The 21,614-nt window shown below is 62.0% G+C and carries 20 protein-coding genes; 4 read left to right on the forward strand and 16 right to left on the reverse strand.

Annotation, left to right across the window (positions count from 1 at the left end):
- Nucleotides 1-83 precede the first annotated feature (83 nt).
- Together glyA and V6093_RS14335 are read left to right on the forward strand one after the other, a co-directional pair.
- Nucleotides 84-1,337 (forward strand): serine hydroxymethyltransferase, encoded by a 1,254-nt coding sequence (glyA, locus tag V6093_RS14330; RefSeq protein ID WP_003247505.1) that lies wholly within the window; start codon nt 84-86, stop codon nt 1,335-1,337.
- A gap of 288 nt (nt 1,338-1,625) precedes the next feature.
- Nucleotides 1,626-2,579 carry an arsenic resistance protein gene (locus V6093_RS14335; RefSeq protein ID WP_047605098.1) on the forward strand — a complete coding sequence of 318 codons (954 nt, stop codon included), beginning with the start codon at nt 1,626-1,628 and terminating at the stop codon, nt 2,577-2,579.
- A 133-nt stretch (nt 2,580-2,712) separates the two neighbouring features.
- On the opposite strand, the gene V6093_RS14340 is transcribed toward V6093_RS14335, so the two are convergent.
- The 12 genes from V6093_RS14340 to V6093_RS14395 form a co-directional block, all read right to left on the reverse strand.
- Complete coding sequence (locus tag V6093_RS14340; protein WP_367244429.1) at nt 2,713-5,145, reverse strand: TonB-dependent siderophore receptor; 2,433 nt, start codon at nt 5,143-5,145, stop codon at nt 2,713-2,715.
- A 90-nt stretch (nt 5,146-5,235) separates the two neighbouring features.
- The gene (locus V6093_RS14345; RefSeq protein ID WP_108078097.1) at nt 5,236-6,201 is read right to left on the reverse strand and encodes a FecR domain-containing protein; all 966 of its coding nucleotides are present in this window, start codon (nt 6,199-6,201) and stop codon (nt 5,236-5,238) included.
- Nucleotides 6,198-6,734: a sigma-70 family RNA polymerase sigma factor gene (locus V6093_RS14350; RefSeq protein WP_010951925.1), complete on the reverse strand. Its 537-nt coding sequence runs from the start codon at nt 6,732-6,734 to the stop codon at nt 6,198-6,200. The genes V6093_RS14345 and V6093_RS14350 overlap by 4 nt, the downstream gene beginning before the upstream one ends.
- 170 nt (nt 6,735-6,904) lie before the next feature.
- Entirely contained in the window at nt 6,905-7,267 is a 363-nt protein-coding gene (locus V6093_RS14355) for a RidA family protein (RefSeq protein ID WP_367244428.1), read from the reverse strand.
- A gap of 16 nt (nt 7,268-7,283) precedes the next feature.
- Nucleotides 7,284-8,702 (reverse strand): aldehyde dehydrogenase family protein, encoded by a 1,419-nt coding sequence (locus V6093_RS14360; protein ID WP_108078096.1) that lies wholly within the window; start codon nt 8,700-8,702, stop codon nt 7,284-7,286.
- Nucleotides 8,703-8,714: 12 nt separating this feature from the next.
- A complete protein-coding gene (locus V6093_RS14365) occupies nt 8,715-9,758 on the reverse strand; it encodes a homoserine dehydrogenase (RefSeq protein ID WP_012051145.1) in 1,044 nt (347 codons plus the stop codon).
- A 198-nt stretch (nt 9,759-9,956) separates the two neighbouring features.
- Nucleotides 9,957-10,394 carry an Lrp/AsnC family transcriptional regulator gene (locus V6093_RS14370; RefSeq protein ID WP_010951921.1) on the reverse strand — a complete coding sequence of 146 codons (438 nt, stop codon included), beginning with the start codon at nt 10,392-10,394 and terminating at the stop codon, nt 9,957-9,959.
- Complete coding sequence (locus V6093_RS14375) at nt 10,391-11,779, reverse strand: threonine synthase (RefSeq protein WP_265979545.1); 1,389 nt, start codon at nt 11,777-11,779, stop codon at nt 10,391-10,393. The genes V6093_RS14370 and V6093_RS14375 overlap by 4 nt, the downstream gene beginning before the upstream one ends.
- 24 nt (nt 11,780-11,803) lie before the next feature.
- Nucleotides 11,804-12,688 carry a LysR substrate-binding domain-containing protein gene (locus V6093_RS14380; protein ID WP_014859427.1) on the reverse strand — a complete coding sequence of 295 codons (885 nt, stop codon included), beginning with the start codon at nt 12,686-12,688 and terminating at the stop codon, nt 11,804-11,806.
- Between the two features lie 45 nt (nt 12,689-12,733).
- Nucleotides 12,734-14,173, reverse strand: a complete 1,440-nt coding sequence (locus tag V6093_RS14385) for an amino acid permease (RefSeq protein ID WP_010951918.1) — start codon at nt 14,171-14,173, stop codon at nt 12,734-12,736.
- Between the two features lie 142 nt (nt 14,174-14,315).
- Nucleotides 14,316-15,587, reverse strand: a complete 1,272-nt coding sequence (locus tag V6093_RS14390; RefSeq protein ID WP_047605107.1) for a cystathionine gamma-synthase family protein — start codon at nt 15,585-15,587, stop codon at nt 14,316-14,318.
- Between the two features lie 167 nt (nt 15,588-15,754).
- Complete coding sequence (locus tag V6093_RS14395; RefSeq protein ID WP_177342687.1) at nt 15,755-16,639, reverse strand: homocysteine S-methyltransferase family protein; 885 nt, start codon at nt 16,637-16,639, stop codon at nt 15,755-15,757.
- A 118-nt stretch (nt 16,640-16,757) separates the two neighbouring features.
- Here V6093_RS14395 and V6093_RS14400 point away from each other — a divergent pair, with 118 nt between their 5' ends.
- Together V6093_RS14400 and V6093_RS14405 are read left to right on the forward strand one after the other, a co-directional pair.
- Nucleotides 16,758-17,579 (forward strand): ABC transporter substrate-binding protein, encoded by an 822-nt coding sequence (locus tag V6093_RS14400; protein WP_003247511.1) that lies wholly within the window; start codon nt 16,758-16,760, stop codon nt 17,577-17,579.
- Nucleotides 17,576-18,397: an amino acid ABC transporter permease gene (locus V6093_RS14405; protein WP_003247513.1), complete on the forward strand. Its 822-nt coding sequence runs from the start codon at nt 17,576-17,578 to the stop codon at nt 18,395-18,397. The genes V6093_RS14400 and V6093_RS14405 overlap by 4 nt, the downstream gene beginning before the upstream one ends.
- Nucleotides 18,398-18,458: 61 nt before the next feature.
- Here the strand turns inward: V6093_RS14405 and V6093_RS14410 are convergent, their stop codons facing one another.
- The 4 genes from V6093_RS14410 to V6093_RS14425 all read right to left on the reverse strand — a co-directional run bounded on the left by V6093_RS14410 (nt 18,459) and on the right by V6093_RS14425 (nt 21,338).
- Nucleotides 18,459-18,818 carry a hypothetical protein gene (locus tag V6093_RS14410; RefSeq protein ID WP_108078093.1) on the reverse strand — a complete coding sequence of 120 codons (360 nt, stop codon included), beginning with the start codon at nt 18,816-18,818 and terminating at the stop codon, nt 18,459-18,461.
- Complete coding sequence (locus V6093_RS14415) at nt 18,815-19,792, reverse strand: hypothetical protein (protein WP_047605112.1); 978 nt, start codon at nt 19,790-19,792, stop codon at nt 18,815-18,817. Before V6093_RS14415 ends, V6093_RS14410 begins: the two co-directional genes overlap by 4 nt.
- Nucleotides 19,793-19,801: 9 nt before the next feature.
- Nucleotides 19,802-20,290 (reverse strand): type VI secretion system tube protein Hcp, encoded by a 489-nt coding sequence (locus V6093_RS14420; protein WP_047605116.1) that lies wholly within the window; start codon nt 20,288-20,290, stop codon nt 19,802-19,804.
- A 118-nt stretch (nt 20,291-20,408) separates the two neighbouring features.
- The gene (locus V6093_RS14425; protein ID WP_180688878.1) at nt 20,409-21,338 is read right to left on the reverse strand and encodes a malate dehydrogenase; all 930 of its coding nucleotides are present in this window, start codon (nt 21,336-21,338) and stop codon (nt 20,409-20,411) included.
- Between the last annotated feature and the right edge of the window lie 276 nt (nt 21,339-21,614).

A 21,614-nucleotide genomic window follows, 5' to 3' on the forward strand; every position in this document is an offset into this window, starting at 1 on the left:
CGACTTGACGCCACTTCATATGCCAGCCGCGAATCAATCGGTTAGAATGCACACCCAAATTACCCCGATCCTTGAGGACCGCCATGTTCAGCCGTGATTTGACCATTGCCAAGTACGACGCCGAGCTCTTCGAAGCCATGCAGCAAGAAGCTCTGCGCCAGGAAGAGCATATCGAGCTGATCGCTTCGGAAAACTACACCAGCCCGGCAGTCATGGAAGCCCAGGGCTCGGTCCTGACCAACAAGTACGCCGAAGGCTACCCAGGCAAGCGCTACTACGGCGGTTGCGAGTACGTCGACGTCGTCGAGCAACTGGCCATCGACCGTGCCAAGGAGCTGTTCGGCGCCGACTACGCCAACGTACAGCCGCACGCTGGCTCCCAGGCCAACGCTGCCGTCTACCTGGCCCTGCTGTCTGCCGGTGACACCATCCTGGGCATGAGCCTGGCCCACGGTGGCCACCTGACCCACGGTGCTTCGGTAAGCTCCTCGGGCAAGCTGTACAACGCCATCCAGTACGGCATCGACGGCAATGGCCTGATCGACTACGACGAAGTCGAGCGCCTGGCTGTCGAGCACAAGCCCAAGATGATCGTTGCCGGCTTCTCGGCCTACTCGCAGGTTCTGGACTTCGCCCGCTTCCGCGCCATCGCCGACAAGGTCGGTGCCTACCTGTTCGTCGACATGGCCCACGTTGCCGGCCTGGTTGCCGCTGGTGTGTACCCGAACCCTGTTCCGTTCGCCGACGTGGTCACCACCACCACCCACAAGACCCTGCGCGGCCCGCGCGGCGGCCTGATCCTGGCCCGTGCCAACGCCGACATCGAGAAGAAGCTGAACTCCGCCGTCTTCCCGGGCGCCCAGGGCGGCCCGCTGGAGCACGTCATCGCGGCCAAGGCCATCTGCTTCAAGGAAGCCCTGCAGCCAGAGTTCAAGGCTTACCAGCAGCAGGTCGTGAAGAACGCCCAGGCCATGGCCAGCGTGTTCATCGAGCGCGGTTTCGACGTGGTTTCCGGTGGCACCCAGAACCACCTGTTCCTGCTGTCGCTGATCAAGCAGGAAATCTCCGGTAAGGATGCTGACGCCGCACTGGGCAAAGCTTTCATCACCGTCAACAAGAACTCGGTACCGAACGACCCGCGTTCGCCGTTCGTCACCTCGGGCCTGCGTTTCGGCACCCCAGCCGTGACCACCCGTGGTTTCAAGGAAGCCGAGTGCAAGGAACTGGCCGGCTGGATCTGCGACATCCTGGCCGACCTGAACAACGAAGCGGTGATCGACGCTGTCCGTGAGAAGGTCAAGGCCATCTGCAAGAAGCTGCCGGTTTACGGCAACTGATTGGCGCTAGCCTGAAGTGAAAAAGCCCGGCCCAGTGCCGGGCTTTTTCGTTTGATTTCGTTTGTTTCACACGCACTGCTGCTCTTTGGAGGAGCAACTGTCTTGCTCAATTTGTAAAAGCTGGCGCGATCCCTGTGGGAGCGGCCTTGCGTCGCGATAGGGTCGCGCAGCGGCCCCAGGATCGCGGCATCATGCATAGATTGCAGGGGCCGCTTTGCGGCCCTATCGCGACGCAAGGCCGCTCCCACAAAGACCGCGTTCCCAGTTCACCACCGCACAGGCCACACGTTGACCAGAGAACAACTCGAGACCCACCAGATCCCGATCTACTTCGCTGCCGTGCTCGCAGCCGTTGCCTTCGGCTTGATGGCCAGCCACAGCGCACGGCATCTGGAAGCCCTGATCACCCCCGCCATCGCCGTGTTGATGTACGCGATGTTCCTGCAAATACCCTTCCTCGACCTGCGCCAGGGCCTGGGTAACCGCCGCTTCATCACGGCCCTGCTACTGGCCAATTTCATGCTCGTTCCGCTGCTTGTCTGGGCCATCACCCGCGGGCTGGTGGAACACCCGGCGATCCTCGTCGGGGCCTTGCTGGTGCTGCTCACGCCCTGCATCGACTACGTGGTGGTGTTCACCCACATTGGCAAAGGCGACTCACGCCTGACACTGGCCGCAACCCCCCTGTTATTGCTGGCGCAACTGGTGCTGCTGCCGGTGTACCTGGCCCTGATGCTGGGTGGCAGCAGCCAGGTGGCAATTTCCATCACCCCGTTCGTGGAAGCCTTCGCGCTGTTGATCGTGTTGCCGATGGCCCTCGCGGTGCTCACCAGCGCCGGTGCCCGGCGCTCGCGCGCAGTCGCGACCTGGAACGACGCCTGGGCGTGGTTGCCGGTGCCGGCGATGGCCTTGGTGCTGATGGTGGTGATCGCTTCGCAGATTGCCGTGGTACTGCGTGATTTCGACCGTTTGCTGCCGGTGGTTCCGGTATACATCGGCTTCATGCTGCTGGCGCCGGTGCTCGGCTTCATCTGTGCGCGCCTGCTGCGCCTGCCGGCCAGCGAGGCACGCTCGGTGACCTTCAGCGCAGCCACGCGCAACTCGCTGGTGGTGCTGCCGCTGGCGCTGGCGTTGCCAGAAGAGATGCGCGGGTTGGCGGCAGCTGCGGTGATCACACAAACCTTGGTAGAGCTGGTGAGTGAACTGATCTATGTACGGGCAGTTCCACGCCTCGTACGCTGATCGATCAGTACATGCATAAGTTGTAGGGGCCCGGTATCGCGACAGCCGGTCAGGCTCTGTATGAAAAGCCTTGAGGTTCGGTGATGCTGCGTTGAAAACAGCCAGACCTTCGTCTCAAGGCTTAATACAGCCCCTAGAACCTGGCCCGCAACGCCACGTTGAAGTTGCGCGGCTCGCCATAGAAGTTCCAGTAATTGGGGTTACCCAAGGTCTGGTAGTACTTTTTGTCAAACACGTTGTCCAGGTTGTACTGCACTTCAAGACGCTTGTTGATCTCGTAGATCGCATGCAGGTTCGTCAGGTGGTATGCGTCCTGCTGGATCTTGTAGTCTTCGCCAACCTCGGTCTGGGTCATCTTGCTCTGCGCATAGAAGCTGCCACCCACACGCAGCTGGTTGAGCGCGCCTGGCAGGCGGTAGTCGGTCGCAACCTTGAACAGGTGGCGCGGCGAGGCGCCGTTGAAGTCTTCACCTTTCTGCTCGCCACCGATGTACTTGGACTGGGTGTAGGTGTACCCCGCCGATACATTCCAGTTCGCCAGCACCTCACCGGTCAGCTCCAGCTCGATACCTTTGTTGCGCACCTTGTCGGAGGCACGATAGCAAGCCCAAGTCTGCGCACAGGTCACCCGCTCGGCCCGGCCGGACTGGTCGGCCTGGAACAGCGCGATGGCGGTTTGCAAGCGCTTGTCCAGAAACTCACCCTTCAAACCGATTTCGTAGTTGCTGCCGGTCATCGGCTGGAGCGTGGTGCCCTCCGCATCTTGCGCGCTCTGCGGCTTGAAGATTTCGGTGTAGCTGGCGTATGCCGACCAGTTCTCGTTCAGGTCCTGCACAAGGCCCGCATAAGGTGTGACTTCGCCACTCTTGGAAAAATGCTTATGGTCTGTGGGCTCACGCACGCCATTGGTGTCGTCCAGCGAATCGTGGCTGTACCAGCTCAGGCGACTGCCCAGAATGAACATGGTGCTGTCGGTAAGGCTGAACCGGCTGGCCACGTACACGCCCTTTTGCTCCTGAGTGCGGTTGTATTGCCACTGGTTGACGTTGAGGGCTGTCGGCTTGGGCGGATCGAACGCTGCCAGGTTGTTCATGTCGACGATGTAGCGGTAGGTGGCATCGCGCCCCCCGTGATAGTCGAAATCGTCCTTGTTCCAGTTGCCACCCACGATCAGCTCATGCTGGCGGCCCAGCAGCTGGAACGGGCCGGTGAAATAGCCATCGATGCTGGTCTGGGTGTCATCGAAGTGAAAGTGGCGCGGGTTGAGGGTGAACAGGTCGGGGCCGCCACCCGGGTAGGTGTAGTTACCGAGAAAGTCCGACTTGGCCCACATCTGGTTCACGGCCACCACGCCCTTCCAGCCGTTGGCAAAGGTATGCTGGATGTCGGCGAACACGGTGGTATTGCGCTTGTCCAGGTGGTTCCAGTCGCCGGTCAGCGAGGTAGAGCGCGAAACCGGGTAGAACGCGCCGCTCTCCTTGCTGGGGAGGCCCGACCAGTCATAACCGGAGTTGCGCTCCTTCTGGTAGGTAAACCCGAAGGTGGCCAGGGTTGACTCAGCCAGGTCGGCCTCGATGATGCCATAGAACAGTTGGTTCTCTTTCTGGGCAGTGTCCAGGTAGCTGTTGGCATTGTTGTACGTAATGACCGAGCGGCCGCGCAGGGTGCCTGCTTCGTTCAGCGGCGCAGACAGGTCGACCATGGTCTTGTAGTCGTCCCAGGAGCCGACCGATGTTTCGATCAACGCCTGGCGCTCGGCCGTGGGCCGCTTGCGGACCAGGTTGATGGAGGCCGACGGATTACCCGCGCCTTCCATCAGGCCGGTGGCGCCCCGCACCACTTCCACGCGGTCGTAGATGTCGGTGTTGGGCTTGGAAATGGTATCCATCGAGTACGGGTTGCCAATGTTGGTCGGCACGCCATCAATCTGCAGGTTGTCGACCGTCTGCCCGCGAGCCTGGTACAGCGAGCGCTCGCTGCCGTTCTTGATGATGGTGACGCCGGTGGCGTTACGCATTACGTCGTCAAGGTTCTTCATATTCTGGTCGTCCATGCGCTGACGGGTGACCACCGTGACCGACTGGGGCGTTTCACGCAGGCTCATCGGCAGCTTGGTGGCAGTGGACGAACGGCCCGTCGCATAAGCCCCTGTAGCCTCCGTCACAGCACCCAGGCCCTGGCCCGAGATGGTGGTGGCGCCCAAGGTCACCGCGCCTGCCGCATCTTCGGCCTGGCTCACCAGCTGGAACTCCCGCTCACCCGTGCGCACGGCCGCCACACCGGTGCCGGCCAGCATCTGCGCAAGCGCCACCTCTACGCTCAAGGCGTGCACCGCCTGGCTCTGCTTGTTGGCCGTCAGCGCCGCATCACCGCCGATCAACAGCCCGGCCTGGCTGGCCAACAGGTTCAGTTGGCGCGCCAATGGCCCGGCTGGAATGTCGAATACCACGCGTTGGGCTGCAGCACTGCTGTCGGCCTCGGCGACGGCAACGTGGCCGCCAAGGGCTAGGAAAATGGCCAGGGCCAACGGATGACGGTGCGCGGAAGCAGAGTCGCGAAGCAGCATGGAAGAATCCTTTCGCAAAGAGGATGAAGTAGCGTCATCCCACCAAGCGAATGAGCGTCGCAAAACCGGAAAAAGAATTTTGAAAAAACTTCAGACCGCCTCGATGGAGACCCACCAAGGCAAGGTACGCACAACCCGGATGGGCAACGCACGCTCGAGCATGGCCAACGCACGGTCGGTATCGAGCAACGGGAAGGTACCGACCGCACGCAGGCTGCCAATCGCCGGGTCGATGCCCAAGTGGCCATGGCGGTAATCGCGCAGAATGTCGATCATCTGAACCAGCGGCATGTCCTCCGCCACCAACACACCGCGGCTCCAATCCTCGCGCAAGCGTTGTGCAGTTGATGGGGCGCCGACTTGCTGCGCGTCGAACACCATCATTTGCCCGGCTTGCAACGTGGTTTGTCTGCCGCTGCCGGAGCAAGTTGCCTGCACGGCGCCGGCAAATACGCTCAAGGTGGTCTGCAACCCCTGGTCCCGGACACTGAAGCGCGTGCCGAGCGGTTGCACCCGCCCAGCCCTCGTCACCACGGAAAGTGGACGTGGGTCCTTGCCGGACTCGATCAGGATTTCTCCGCGATACAGGCGCAATTGCCTTGAGCCCTCATCGAACTGCACATCCAGCGCCGTCCCGCCGTTCAGCCACAGCTGGCTGCCATCGGCCAGGGTGACCGGCCGCACCTCACCCAGGCCGGTGCGGTAAGTGGCGAACCAGGCACGTGGCGAGTCGACCCAACCGCGCTGCCATCCGCCCCAACCCAACACACCTGCCACACCCGCCACACAGAGGCTACCGAGCACGGCCCTGCGCGAATGCCGGTCACGGCGCACGCTGTCGAACACTTGCCGAGCCTGCTCTGCCTGGCCGCTGAGGCCGCCAAAGCGCTGATTGATGTTCTCTACGTACGACCAGGCCAGGCGATGCCGCGCATCCTCGTTCAGCCAGGCATGCCACTGCGCCTGGATCGCAGCGTCATTCTGCGCCGCGTGCAGCCGCGCGAACCAACCGGCAGCCGCTTGCAGTACGCCATGGTCGAGTGGCGCCCTGCTCATGCCAGCGAGCCATCCAGTTCGGCTTCCAGCAGCAGGCATTGGTACATAGCCTGAGCCAGGTAACTGTTCACACTGCGCTCGCTCACGCCCAACTGCTCGGCGATCTCGCGTTGCTTCATGCCCTGCAACTGCGCCATGGAAAATGCCTCGGCCACGCGCTGGGGCATACGCTCGAACATTGCCTGCAGTTGCTCGAGGGTTTCGAGGATAACGGCCTGATGTTCCAGCGAAGGCGCAAGTTGCTCGGGCTGGGCGGCCAGCACTTCCAGATAAGCCTGCTCCACCCGCCGCCGTCGCCAGAAGTCCACACACGCATTGCGCGACATACGTCCCAGGTACGCACGGGCATGCTCGTGGTCATTGAACACACGGGGTTTGGACAACAGCCGCACAAATACATCCTGGGCCAGTTCCGCCGCATCATGGGCATTGCCGAGCTTGCGCTGGAGCCACTGGCGAATCCAGCCATGGTGGGAACGGTAGAGTTCCTCCAGGTCGAAACCAGGGGCTGGAGCACTGGGAGAGGCATTCATGGGGCAGGCCATTATGCTAATAGGAATTATTCACAATGGTAGCGTGGATGAATGACGCCGGGCAATTGCGATAAGCAACGCTGCCCGGTTTGGTCATGGCTGGGATGTTTTTGCGATCAGGCCGAGGCCTGCCCATATCAAGCAACTGGTCTGCGCTTTCAGCCTAGCGGTCACAGTGAATCCGGGCACCCAGTGCACACAGCGAACACCTGCACCTCTACCAGGTAGCCATTCCCCAGGGCGGCGCCCACGCAGGCCCGCACCGGTTTTGCACAGCCTTGCAACCAGGCGTCGTACACTTCGTTGACCAGGTCGAAGTGGCGGTAGTCGGCCAGCCACATCTGAACCCGCGTCAGCTGCGCCTTGCCGACGTTGGCTTGCACCATCAGGCCGTCGATCACGCTCAGCGCCTGACGCAACTGCCCCTGCACATCCTGTTGCAGGTCATCCGCCACGATGCCTGCCGTTTCAAACAGGCCCCTGTAACTGACCGCCAGTGACATCCGCGCGCTTGATCCGTAGCGAGTGATCATCGAGGTGCCCTCCCCCTCAACCCATCTGGTTGAAGCAGACGACTTTGGGTTGGGTCATGTCCTCGTAGGCGAACCGCACCCCCTCACGCCCAAGACTCCCATACTTGGCACCACCAAATGGCATGGCATCGAAGCGGTAGTCGGAAGAGTCGTTGATCATTACACCGCCGGCCTCGATACGCCGGGCCAGGCTCAACGCCAGCGACAGGTCACGGGTGAACACACCGGCATGCAAGCTGTACTCCGGGGCATTGGCCAGCGCTATCGCCTGCTCGACAGTCTCGAAGGGCGCCAGCATCACCACCGGTGCAAAAACCTCCTCGAGCCACAGCCGGCTGACGGGGTCAACGCTTTCGAGCACTGTCGGCGCATAGACCGCCCCCTGACGCTGGTGGCCGCAGAGCAGGCGGGCACCGCCCTCAAGCGCCTGGTTGACGCGTGCTTCGATCTGCCGTGCAGCCGCTTCGGTGATCATCGGCCCCATATCGGTTTCGCGCCGGCCCGGATCGCCCCAGACCATCGCCTGGGTCAATGCCACAAAGCGTGCACGAAACGCCTCGTAGATCGAGGCATCCACGAGAATGCGCTGGGTGCCGATGCAGTTCTGCCCGGCGGCCCAGAACGCGCCCGACACACACGACTCGACCGTGGCTTCAAGGTCGCAGTCCTTGAGCACCAGCACCGGGGCGTTGCCGCCAAGGTCCATGGCAAGTTTTTTCAAGCCAGCCCCGTGCGCAATCTGTTCGCCCGTCGCGAAACCGCCCGTAAAGGAAACCATGCGCACCTCACGCACAGCCACCAGCGCCTTGCCCAGTTCGGCGCCCCCTGTGGCTACGGTGACGACGGCTTCCGGCAACCCCGCATCAACCAGGTACTGCACCAGTTTCAGGGCAGAAAGAGGGGCCAGTTCCGAGGGTTTCAGAATGACCGCATTGCCCCCTGCAAGTGCTGGCCCCAGCTTGTGCGCCACCAGGTTGAGCGGGTCGTTGTACGGGGTAATGGCCAGGATCAACCCCAACGGCTCGCGGGTGAACCAGCCCTGACGCGATTCGGAGCCTTCATAGGCATCGAAAGGCACCACCTCACCGGCGTTGCGCCGCGCCTCTTCGGCAGACAGCTTGAGCGTGTTGATGCAGCGTTTGACCTCTTTTTCGGCCTGGCGCAGGGTCTTGCCCGCTTCATCGACGATCAGGCCGGCAAAGTCTGCCGCATCCCGTTCAATGAGCTGAGCGGCGTGTTCCAGAATAGCGGCCCGGCGGTGCCGGGGCAGCGCCGCACTTTCACGCACCCCCTGATGGGCACGGGCGAGCAAGGCAGGCACCGCTTCTGCGCCGAGGTTGTCGACGCTGCCAACCAGGCTGCCATCGAAGGGGTTGTACACATCGATCAAGGCGGGTTGCTGAACAAGCGCCCGCGATACGGAAGTCAGGCTCATGAACGTTGCTCCTCAGGCCGAATGGCCGGCGGTGTGAATGGCGACAATGTCCGACAGCAGGGCAAAAGCCGTTTCAATGCGCCCCGCCCCCGGGCCGGACACGGTTACAGCCCCCAGCAACTCGGTGTCGAACGCCAGCGCATTGGTGGCGCCCGAAATACCCGCCAAAGGGTGATGGCCAGGCAACAGCTTCGCTTCGACGCTGGCACGCACCGAGCCATCAGCTTCACGGCGGGCGCTGCCGATCAGCTTCCAGCGCTCGCCCGCCGCCTGTGCCCGCTCGATAGCTGCGCTGTCGATGGCACTGATACCGCTGCAGGCCACATCACCCACCTGCAGACAGGCGCCGAGCAACTCATTGGCGAGGATCACCACCTTCAGGCGTACGTCATGACCTTCCACATCGGCGGTCGGGTCAGCCTCGGCAAAGCCCAGCGCTTGTGCCTGGGCCACCGCCTCGTCGAAGCCAAGCCCTTCCTCCATGCGCGTGAGCACATAGTTAGAGGTACCGTTGAGAATGCCCTCGAAACCTACCAGGCCCGCGCCCGCCAGGGTCTGGCGCGCCATGCGCAGCACCGGTGTGCCGCTCATGACGGCGCCTTCGTATTCGAACGACACATTGTTGGCCTTGGCCAAGGCCTTGAGCGCCTGGGCATGCAAGGCAATCGGCCCCTTGTTGGTGGTGACCACGTGCTTGCCCGCCTCCAGCGCCCAGCGGCAGAAGGTTGCCGCCGGCTCACCGTCCTTGGGGTTGGTGAATGTGGCCTCGGCGATGATGTCGGCGCCTGATTGCTTGATCACCGCCTCATTGAACGCCTCGGCCGAACCTTGAGGGATTTGCGCCAGCGCGCCCTTCTGGGCCGGCAGCGCGGCCAGCATGGCGGCATCCAGGCCGTCGCGGTCGATCACCGACCCCAGGAACAAGTCGGTGACACCAACGATTTTCAGGCCAAAGCCCAACTCGTGCTGCCAGCGCGCATTGCGTTCGGCGATCAGTTGGGCAAGCGCGCGGTTAACGCCACCAAAGCCAACGAGTGCAATTTTGTATTCGGTCATGGTTTGCTGTCCTGTCCAGGCAGTGGGTCGATGAGGACTAGCGTAAGAGCCGTGCACTGCCAGTTGAATATGGCAATCCGCTGTATTTATTGGCCAATCTGGCCAGTGCAAAGCGCGCACCTGCGCCAGGGCAAAACGCACAACGCCGCCTGGGCGCGAACCCAGGCGGCGTTGTGCTAGCCAATGCAAAGACGCGGTTCAGACCACCGCGGCCAGGACGAACGAAGTCACCGTGTTCTCCACCCCGGGCATGGCAGCGATTTCCTTCCACACATGGTGCACCCGCTCCGGGCTGGAGGCCTCGACGCGCAACATCAGGTCGAACTCGCCGCTGAGCACTTCACACTGGATCACCTCGGGGATCTGCCGCAGCGCATCGAGTACCGCCTCACCGCGCATGCGGTCATAGCGGTAGACGAAGATCACCGCGTTGATCAACGACGCCGGCCGTCTGCCCTCACCGATGCGCAGGGTATAACCCTGAATGGCGCCGTCGCGCTCCAGGCGCTCGATGCGCTGGCGTACCGCATTGCGCGACAGGTTCACCTTCAACCCCAACTCGGCGTGGGCAATACGCGCATTGGCGGTGAGCTCGGCGAGAATGCGCTCGTCCAGGGGGTCGAGGATGCGCTTCATCGCCCAGCCTGCAACCGGGCCAACAAGGCATGAACACCGGCCAGGTCGTCAGGTGCCAACAGCGGCCCATCGCCCGCTGTGGCGACCGCACCGGCGGGCACCTCTCCGTGCCAGGCCCCCAGCTCCGCCAGCAGCCCGGCAGACTTTTCGGGGGCAAATTGCCCCAGCGTGACGATGGGCGCACCGATGTTGCGCCGGTGCAGGCGCCCGGCGAATACCCCTGTCGCGGCATGAGGGTCTACTGCGCTGCCCGTTTCGTGGAACAGCGTGACAATTTCTTCGCGAATCAGCACGTCGTCCACGGCATAGGAGTCGAACAGCATGCGCGCATGCAACCACTGGCGGTTGCCGATGCTCAGCTCGCCACACGCCTCGAAGTGCTCCATCAGTGCCCGGGTTGCCCCGCCATCGCGGTCATACAGTTCCCAGACGAAGCGCTCCAGGTTGGAGAACAGCGAAAAGTCCATGACCGGTGACAAGGTCTGGCTGGTGGAGCCACGGCTGTAGCGGTTGCAGTGGATGAACCGGTGCAGGGCATCGTTGCGGTTGGTGGAGACGATGATCTGGTTGATCGGCAGGCCCATTTTCTGGGCAATGAACCCCGCGTAGATCTCGGCAAAACTGGCCGTGGGGATGCTGAACCCGACCGGGCGTATCCCGCCACCGAGCTGCAGCGCCGCATGGAAATAGAACACGATCTGCGCCAGCACACCGACCCAGTTGGTGGAGTTGAAGCTGACCGGAATCAGCCCAGGGCATGGCCAGTCATGCAGCAGCGCCGACACCAGCGACTGGCAATCGTCAAAGCTGCCATCCACGGCCACACAGCTTACGCTGTCGGACGCGGCGCTGCGCATCACTGCCGCGCGGTCGGCGGGCGTGCCTGCGCTGGGGTATAGCGCCAGCAAGCCTGCTGCCGGGCAATGCCGCAACGCTTCGATAGCCGCTACTGCGGTATCGCCGTTGCTGGCACCGACCAGCATGACCCGCTCGCACTCCGCCCCCAGAAAGTGCCGGACAAAACGCGCCTGCAACTGCGCGGCAAAGTCCTTGGAGGACCGGGTAGGCCCATGGAAAAGCTGCAGGATCCATTCGTTATGGCCAAGCTGCTGCAACGGCGCAATGCCGCGGTGGCGGAACCCGCGATAGCTGTCGCTGACCAGCGCCCTGAGGGTAGGCTCGTCGAGGGTATCGCCGACAAACGGTGCCATCACCCGCCAGGCCAGTTCGTCGAAGGGCAACCACGACCAGCTGGCAATTTCCTGTGGGCTGAACACCGGCACCGAGGTGGGCACATAAAGCCCGCCATCGTCGGCCAGGCCGGAAAGCAATGCCGTGCGGAAATCGACCCGTGTCTCGTTGCCGCGCGTGGATGTGTACTGCATCGGTGCTCCAGATAGCTACGTAAATTAACGATGCGCCATGGCCACCAGCCAATGGCTGAACGCCTGGGCATCGGGGGACAACGCTTCACCCAGGCCGCGTACCAGGAAAAACGACTCGCTTGCCTCGATACGCTGGGCAAAGGGAGCGACCAGCCGCCCCTCCTGCAGCAGGTCCTCGACCAGCGACGAGCGTGCCAGCGCCACCCCGAGCCCCAGCTCCGCCATGCGCAGGGTCGACACCAGCGTGTCGAACTGCAGGCCACTGGAAGAGTCGACCTGATCGGCGCCGACCCGCTCCAGCCAGTAGCCCCACCCCTCCTCGTAACCCAGCACATGCAGCAACGGCACACGGGCCAGGTCGCGCGGGTCGCGCAGCGGGCAACCGGCCAGCAGCGCGGGTGCGCACACCGGCACCAGCATGTCGCGGGTCAGGCGCTGCGCCTCTACCCCGGCCCACTGCCCGCTGCCCCAGCGGATTTCCAGATCATCTTCGGCATCCAGCTCCTTGACCCACAGGTTGCTGATGTAGCGGATGTCCACCTGCGGGTGCGAACGCCGAAAGTCGGCCAGCCGCGGGGCCAGCCAGAAGTGCAGGAACGACAGGCTGCCCCGAACTTTCAGGGGCCGACGTTGGCGTTGCCCGAAGATTTCATTGGTGCCGACCGCAAGGCGGCTGATGGCGTCCTGCACCACCGGCAGGTAGGACTGCCCTTCTTCGGTCAGCCCCAGCCCGCGCGGCAGGCGCTTGAACAGCGCCACACCCAATTGGCTTTCCAGGTGACGAATCTGTTGGCTCACGGCCCCTTGGGTAAGGTGCAGCTCTTCTGCCGCATGGGTGAAGTTCAAGTAACGCGCCGACACTTCGAAGGCTCTCAGCCAGTTCAGGGGGGGCAAGGTTTTCTGAGTCATCGGCGGCTTCTCGTGGCTAGGTTCCGGTGGCCTAGTATCACCTGCTCAGGCGGCCTCGGAACCTGGGGCGACGATTTCCAGCGGGGCCGTACGGCGGCTGCGGTACTTGCACGTCAGCCAATAGGCCAGGTAGCACCAGGCAATGAAGGGCAAGCCGAAGTACAAGGCAACACGCTGAGCAGGGTCGAAGGCAATGCCGACGCAGGCCAGTACGCAGCAGAAAATGGCCCCCAGTGGTACGAACGGGTAGCCACGCACCCGGAACTTGAGGTCCTCGAGCTTGCCGCCGCTGGCGATGTAATGACGGCGGAATGCGATCTGGCTGGCCGCGATGCTGATCCACACCACCACCACGGCCAACCCTGAAATCGACACCAGCGCCAGGTAGATGGTGTCGGGGGCGAACACACTGCTCAACAGCGAAGCCATGCCGCCAGCCATGCTCAGCACGATTGCATTGAAGGGGGTGCCGCGGCGCGACAGCGTGGCGTAACGGCGGGGCATGTTGCCTTGGTCGCTAAGGGTCCAGAGCATGCGCGAAGCGGCGTAGAGGCCGGAGTTGGCGGCAGACAGCAGCGCGGTGATGATGACGAAGTTCATGATATCGGCCGCATACGGGATACCAATCATCGCAAAGACCATCACAAACGGGCTTTCAATAACCCCGGCCTGTTCACGCGGCAGCAAGGTGGCCAGTACAAAGATGGTGCCGATGAAGAACAGCGCCAGGCGCAGGACGGTGGTGCGAATGGCCTTGGGGACGTTCTTTTCCGGGTCTTTGGTTTCGCCGGCAGCGATGCCGATCAGCTCGGTACCCGAGAACGCGAAGGCCACTGCCAGCAGGGTCATGGCAATTGACCAGAAACCGGTGGGGAACAACCCTTCACGGGTGAAATTGCCCAGCCCTGCACTGTGCGCCTGCTGGATCTCGAAGCCACCCAGAATGGCCCCGCCGCCCACCACCAGAAAGGCGATGACGGCCAACACCTTGACCAGTGACAACCAGAATTCGGTTTCGGCGAACGATCGCACCGAAATGATATTGCTGATGAACACCGCGGCGCCGAACAGCGCACTCCACATCCATACCGGCGTGTCGGGGAACCAGCGCACCATCAGGATGCCCGCGGCGGTGAATTCGGAGCCGATGGCCACCGTCCAGGTCAGCCAGTACATCCAGGCCACCATGTAACCGGTGCCCGGGCCGAGGTAACGCGTGGCGTAACTGCTGAACGAGCCGACTTCCGGCATGTGTACCGCCAGCTCGCCCAGGCACATCATGACCAGGTACACCATGATTGCGCCAAGTATGTAGGCGATGACCGCGCCCAACGGGCCGGCCTGGTTAACGGTGTAGCCCGACGTGAGAAACAGGCCGGTGCCTATCACTCCGCCCAGCGCCAGCATGACGATGTGGCGGGTTTGCATATCCTGCTTGAAGGTATGCGCCGAGGCATTTCTAGTTGTGGTTGTCTGCACGGACATTGTGGGTTACTCATGAAAGTTGGCGGGCAAGGACGTAGCAACGACCTCGTCTTGGCAGAGCGAATCGAGTTGCCTTGCATATTGTTTTTGTTCGACTTCATGAAGTGGCACCCACCGCACGGGTGAGTGCTACGCGCCAGCCTCAGGCCTGCACCGGGCGCTGGCAGGCGTCTGCGTCAGCGTGCAATTCCTTTGCGACGGCCAGTTCCTCACGCACCGATGCACAGGCCTGTGCCAGGTCCGCCAGCAGGTCATCGGTTTCCTCAATGCCCACTGAAATGCGCACCAGCCCTTCGGAAATGCCCAGCGCCAGGCGCTCTTCCAAAGTGTTCTCGACATGGCTGGTGGTGCGCGCCGGGCCATAGATGGTTTCTACCGCGCCAAGGTTGCCGGCCCGGTGGGCATACTTCAGCCGCGGCAGCAAACGGGCCACGGTCGGCATGCCGCCTTTCAGCACGAAGCTGACAATGGCGCCAAACCCGCGCATTTGCGCCTTGGCAATGGCATGCCCGGCATGCGCCGGCAAACCTGGGTAGTTCACCGCTTCAACCAACGGCTCAGTGCTCAGGTAAAGGGCCAACGCCATGGCACTGGCTTGCTGCTGGCGCAGGCGCACTGCCAGGGTCTTGATACCGCGGATGATCAGGTAGGCCGAGAACGGGTCCAGCGCCGCACCGTTGATTTCCCGGTAGTGCCGCACCTGGGCCATCAGCACCTCCGCGCCGCACACCACCCCACCCAGCACGTCACCATGCCCGGACAGAAACTTGGTTGCGCTGTGCACCACCACATCCACGCCCAGCGCCAGCGGGTTCTGGTTCAGTGGCGTGGCAAAGGTGTTGTCGGCCACCACCAGCGCCCCCACCTTGTGCGCAGCGGCGCTCAGCCGACGAATGTCCAGCACCTTCAGCGTCGGGTTGGTGGGGGTTTCCAGGTAAAGCAGGTCGCAACCGGCGGCAATCTCGCGCTCCAGCGCTTCAGTGTCCAAGGTATCGCACAGGCACACTTGCACGCCCATGCGCGGCAGGAACTCTTCGAAGATCTTGTTGGTGCCGCCATAGCTGTCGCGGGTCGACACCACGCGCTTGCCGTTAGACAGGAAGGTGTGCAGCACGGCACTGATGGCCGCCATGCCGCTGCTGAACGCGACTGCCGACTCGGCTTGCTCCAGCTCGGCCAGTTTTGCTTCCAGCGTGGCGACCGTGGGGTTGCTCATGCGGCTGTAGATGAAGCCCGGCTGCTTGCCCTGCGCCACGTCGTACCAGGCATCGATATCGTTATAGCCATAAGCGGCGCTGACCACGATCGGGGTCTGCGTGGCGTTGTACGGGTGCTGTACCTGCTCCCCGCTCCACACGACCCGCGTCCCCACACCGGCCGCAGCATTGCCCTCGATTTTTTCGTTGTTGTTCATATCCGCTTCCCGCCCAGCTGAGTTGTGTACACCGATGCAGCATCGGCCTTGAGCGGACTATAGGGAGATGGCGGGGGCCTGAAAAACGATGGAATCCGGGTCTGACTGGCGTTTTTTTTAATGGCTGCGGGCCGGGCGCTGCAAAAGCCGCCCGGCCACGTGGGCGCTTAGGCCAGGTTGCGCTTCAGCTCGGCGATATGCTCCGGGCCGATGCCACAGCAACCGCCGACCATGCTGGCACCGCGCGCACGCCAGTCCTTGGCCCATGCCAGGTAACCCGGCGGATCGAGGTCTTCGCGCAGTTCGTCCAGGCCATCGTTGGCAGTGGCTTCTTTAGGCTGCGGCGGGAAGGCGTTGGCATAGGCACCAATGGCAATCTCGGCGTTGTGCCGCTCGATGACGGAGCGCGCGACATCAATGGCGGCGCCGATCACTTCCGGCTGGCTGCAGTTGAACAACACCGCAGCCACCCCCAGGCTGACTGCGGCTTCGATGGCGTCGGCCACCGGTTCACCGGAACGCAGGCGCGGAACGTCGTCGACGTCCTCGTCCTGCAGGGTGAAGGACACCCAGAACGGCCTGCCGTCTGCCGGCAAATGGCTATGAATGGCCCGCACTTCGGCCACGGAACTCTGGGTTTCGGCCAACCACAGGTCAACATGCGGGGCCAGGCCCTGGAGCAACGGGGTCAGCACCTCTGCCACACGCTCGGGCTGGAACAGGTCGGGGCGGTAGGACCCGAACAGCGGCGGCAGCGAACCGGCCACCCTGACCGGGTGCGCGCCGCTATCTGCCGCGTGCCGCGCAAGCTGGCCGGCGATATGGGCCAGCTGTCGCCCTTCGGCGGCAAAGCGTTCTTCACCGATGTGGAACGGCACTACTGCATAGCTGTTGCTGGTGATGACCTGCGCACCCGCATCGATGAAGGCTGCATGCACGCCCACGACCGCCTCCGGCGCCTCGCTCAGCGCCAGCGCCGACCACTCGGGCTGGCGAAACGGTGCACCGCTGCGCTGCAGCTCTCGGCCCATGCCACCGTCCAGAATTACCATCGTTCGCTCTGCCATATAACTTCTCTGAAGGTTCTTATGAATAAAATTCATTATGGGGATTAGGGTTATAACTATTAAATACCCTATCACCCATTTGCCCAACATATCAGGTATGTACATGCGATTTTCTTCTCTGCTGGGTGCGGGCCTTGTACTGCTCGCAACTGCCACCCAAGCCTTTGCTGGCGCCACGTTGGAGCGGGTTGAATCGCGCAAGGAAATGGTCAACGTGCTGATGGAAAGCTACCCGCCGTTTTCCTTCCTCAATGACCACAACCAGCTCGACGGTTACGATGTGGACGTGGCCAAGGCAGTGGCCGACAAACTCGGCGTCAAACTGCGCCTGGAAACACCGTCCTGGGACGTGATTGCCGCTGGCCGCTGGAGCGGGCGCTACGACATCTGCATTTGCTCGATGACCCCGAGCAAGGCGCGCGCCGAAGTGTTCGACTTCCCCGTGGAGTACTACGCATCGCCCGCCGTGATCGTGGTCAATGCCTCGGATGAGCGCATCCATGGCGCCAAAGACCTGGAAGGCCGCAAGGTGGGTTCGATCAGTGCATCGAGCTACGAAAGCTACCTGAACAAGAACCTGGTCATTGAAGGCAAGGAAGACCAGAAGATCGATTACCCGTTCGACTTCGTGCAGGCTGCGCCCTACGACACTGAAAACGTCGCCTTCCAGGACTTGGGCCTGGGCACTGGCGTGCGCCTGGACGCCATCATTACCAACCTGGTGACCGCGCAGCCGCGCCTGCAGCAAGACAAGCGCTTCAAGCTGGCCGGCGCGCCGCTGTATGAAGAGCCCAACGCGGTGGCCATCGAAAAAGGCGACCCTGAGTGGGACGCCAAGGTACGCCAGGTGTTCGCCGAGCTGAAGGCTGATGGCACCCTGGCCAAGCTGTCGCAGAAATGGATTGGCGCCGACATCAGCAAATGAGCACCTTCCCCCCCTCCCCCAAGCCCGTGGCAAAGCCTGCGGGCGCCGGCCTGTTCGGCTTTCGCACCCGGTTACTGCTGACCTGGCTGGCGCTGTTCGGGCTGTTTGTCGCCTTCTTCCTCAGCTTTGACCTGAAGTTCGCCATCATTCTGGAGAAGTTTCCCAACCTGGCCGGTTTCAAGCTGGGGCCCAATGGTTTTCTGCAAGGCGCCGCACTGACCCTGTTCCTGTGCCTGTGCTCGATGGTGGTATCCGTGCTGCTCGGCTTTGCCGCCGCGCTGGCGCGGTTATCCAACAGCGCGGTGCTGGTGGGTGTGGCCAGCTTCTACACCTCGTTCTTCCGTGGCACACCGCTGCTGATCCAGATTCTGCTGATCTACCTGGGGCTGCCGCAGGTGGGCCTGGTACCCGGCGCCATCAGCGCCGGCATCATTGCCTTGTCGCTGAATTACGGGGCCTACCTGAGCGAGATCTTCCGCGCCGGCATCCTCGGCGTGGCCCGTGGGCAACGTGAAGCAGCATTGGCGCTGGGCATGCGCACGCCGCAGATCTTCTGCCACATCATCCTGCCCCAAGCCATGCGGGTGATCATTCCGCCCACCGCCAACCAGTTCATTTCGATGCTCAAGGACTCGTCGCTGATTTCCGTGATGGGGGTTTGGGAGGTGATGTTTCTGGCGCAGTCGTATGGGCGTTCGAGCTATCGCTACCTGGAAATGCTGACCACCGCCGCCGTGATCTACTGGGTGCTGTCGATACTGCTGGAGCTGCTGCAGGCGCGCCTGGAACGGCATTTTGGCAAGGCTTATCAGCGCTGAGGGCTACACGGCTCGTGCAAAACCGACAGGCCTGACCGCGCCCCATGCAGGAGCGGCCAGGCTACGCGTAAGTGAAAATAATCAGCGCGGTGGCCAGCAGGATGTGAATGACCAACAGACTCACCAGCAGTCGTCTCATGCTTGAGGGGAAACGTTTGACTTCATCGAAGTCAATCAACCCCCTGCGCACGAAGAGGCTCGGCATAGCCAGCACCATGGAGATCAAACCCGTACGCATAACCTTGCCCAGAAGGCCTGCATGTTGAAACGTGATTTTATTGCCGGTCACGAAGCTACAGCGCGTTAGCAACGACTCGTAGTACTCAGTGTATTTATGTGCGATGAAACACTGTACGACCATCGCCAGCATCATGGGTGCAAGAATCAGAATCGCAATTAGCCCAGGCTCAACTTCGTTCACTCCGATACCCCGCCATACAAAAAGTCACCAAATATCTCGCCCCCCTTGCCCCCGGCATCTCCGAGGACTTTACCGCCTACTGCTCCTCCGACGACAGCACAAGCAAGTGCACCGGGACCGCCTGTAGTGACCCCCAGAACGACGGCACAAATACCGGTGCCTGCCATACCCCCCAAATAGCCCCCGGCACTGCCGCCCGCCAGGCTCCCCATCAACGTAGAGGTTTCAACATACTTGGCGCGCCGACACTGATCCTCCCGGCCCGTGGTGCAGGCCTTATGAATTGAGAGGCCGGTGGACGCCACATCCAGCGCAGTACCGATATAAGTGCCCCTTTTCACCAAGTTCGACGCCCTGGCAACGCCAGACACCTTTTCGGCATAACCCGAAATCTCGCCGGTATGCAGATAACTGCGGGTCGAGATGCCCAATGCCTGCTTGATCTTGCCCTGACGGCGTAAACCAGAACCATACGCAGCAACGTTGCCCAATTGCTTTTCAAGCTTCATGAAAAGTGCAGAGCGCTTGGCGTAGAAAGCATCACGGGCAGCGAGAGTGCCAGAACTGAGGTAGTCGCGGTGCAGTTTCTCGATTTCTTCAAGGGTGGTCTTGATATTGGTCAGGTGCTTGCTCCAGCCCTCGCTAGCGGCGCCCGCCCCAATCGAGGCGTTAGCCAGCAAGCTCTGCAGCAAGTCGAAGTGCTCGAGAAAAAAATCATCCGCGTCTACGCCGCTAGTTAGCAGGCCAGCGTGCACCTCGACAGCTTTGGCCATCAGTAATGCTTCGTGGCTGGTGCAGGAAGGAGTACCAGCGTCACCCAGGATGACCAACTCCCCGGCCATGACCACGCTGTTGGCAATGTGGGCATTCAACACATCGAACTTGCTCTTGGCATACCCCGACAACGGTGTGCTGGCTTTAAGCGACTGATAAGACTGGGTTCTGGGGTTGATGAAGCTGCGTGCTTCGGACATGGCCCTACCTCACGCGTACTTCTTGTTGTTGATCCGGTCCCAACCGCCGGCGACATTCCCGCCACCGCTGCCGTCGGAACGTTTCTGGCGGGTATAGGTGGTCTTGATACGCCCATAGTTCAACTGGACGATTTCGATGGGAACGCCCGAGCTTGCATTCTGCGAGTAGTCGGCGATGATGACCTCTTCCAGCACGATCTCGTAATATTTGAGTTTGTCGGTGCCTGCCCGGCAAAGCGCAAGTTTTACTTCCTTGAGATGCTGGCCCGAGCAGCTGGCTTCCAGCAGCTTGCAGCTCGCGCTGTCGAGAAACTTGGTGAACGTAAAGTTGGTCAAGGTGGTACGCCCCGATGTTGCACCGCCGGAAGAGCTTGCGGTAGCGGACGTGCTTTGATTGACACCGAAGTTGTAGCCGTTGATCTCGATCCAGTTGGTGTACTGCTCATCCAGCGCTTCGCCAGCGATGTCGTCGATTTGGATAAAAGCGTCGAAAGCCATGCCTACCTCTCCTTGGTAATGGTGGGTCTGAACCCCAATGAACGGGTGTGACAGGTACGGAGGCAAAATGTTCCCCCACTGCCCGAGCCGCCACACCCGATGCATGACGCTTCAAGCCCTACAACGCCTTCATCTCTGCAATATCCCGCGCCACCTGGTCTGCCGAGTGGTCGAACATCGCCTGTTCCTGCGCATCCAGCGGCAACTCGATAATCCGCGCAAGCCCCTTCTCTGCCAGTACGCAGGGCACACCCATGGCGATATCCGTTCGCCCATACTCGCCCTCGAGAATCGCCACCGCCGGCAAAATACGGTTCCGCCCATTGGCGATCGCATCGACCATCTGCGCAATGGCCACGCCCGGTGCATCGCAGGCGCTCCCCATCTTCTTGAGCCCCAGAATCTCGCCGCCGCCCTTACGGGTGCGCTCGACAATCTGTTCGATCTGCTCGCTGGACAGGAAGTGCGACAACGGCACCGAGCCGATCTGGCAGTAGCGCATCAGCGGCACCATGCTGTCGCCATGCCCGCCCAGCACCAACGCCGTGATATCCCGTGCAGAAAACCCGGTTTGCTCGGCGATGAAGCACTTCATGCGCGCGGTATCCAGCACCCCCGCCTGCCCGAACACCTTGTCGCGCCCCTGCCCGCTGACGCTCCAGGCGCGGTAGGTGAGCACATCGACCGGGTTGGACACCACCAGCACCGTCGCTGTCGGCGCGTGGTGCTTGATATCCGCCATGATGCTGTCGAGGATTGGCAGGTTGGTACTCAATACATCCTGGCGCGACTGGCCGGGCTTGCGCGGCACGCCCGCCGTGATCACCACCAGCTCGGACCCCTCCAGCATCTCGGCTTTGGCCCCGCCGTGAACATGGGTATCGGAACCTGAATCCACAGCCGCCTGCCAAACGTCCAGCGCCTTGCCCTGCGCCAGTTCACCCTGCACGTCCATCAACACCAGCTCACGGCACAACTCATCCCGGGCGATGATCTGCGCCGCCGCCTCGCCGACCAGGCCGGCACCCACAATCGTTAATTTGTTCACCAGACACCTCCCAGCGGCGCGCGCCACCAGGAACACGCCTGCGTATAGAGAGAAGTATTGCCTGCCGGGGCTAAATGGCCACCCAAGACGATGCGACTACCTTCACTTGACAGTATTCCATGGCAGCGCGAATACTTTGGCCAGATTCATATAGATGACCATACAACAAGGTGAATCAACCAATGAACATGCTGCCCAAGCGCCCTGTCGCCACACCACCGCCCACCGGCCTCAGCGCCACGCCTCCCTGCTGCCCACCTTCCGTTAACAGGCGCC

It is taken from the genome of Pseudomonas putida group bacterium ESBL64, from assembly GCF_045277175.1.
In the GTDB taxonomy this organism is placed as follows: Bacteria; Pseudomonadota; Gammaproteobacteria; order Pseudomonadales; family Pseudomonadaceae; genus Aquipseudomonas; species Aquipseudomonas alloputida.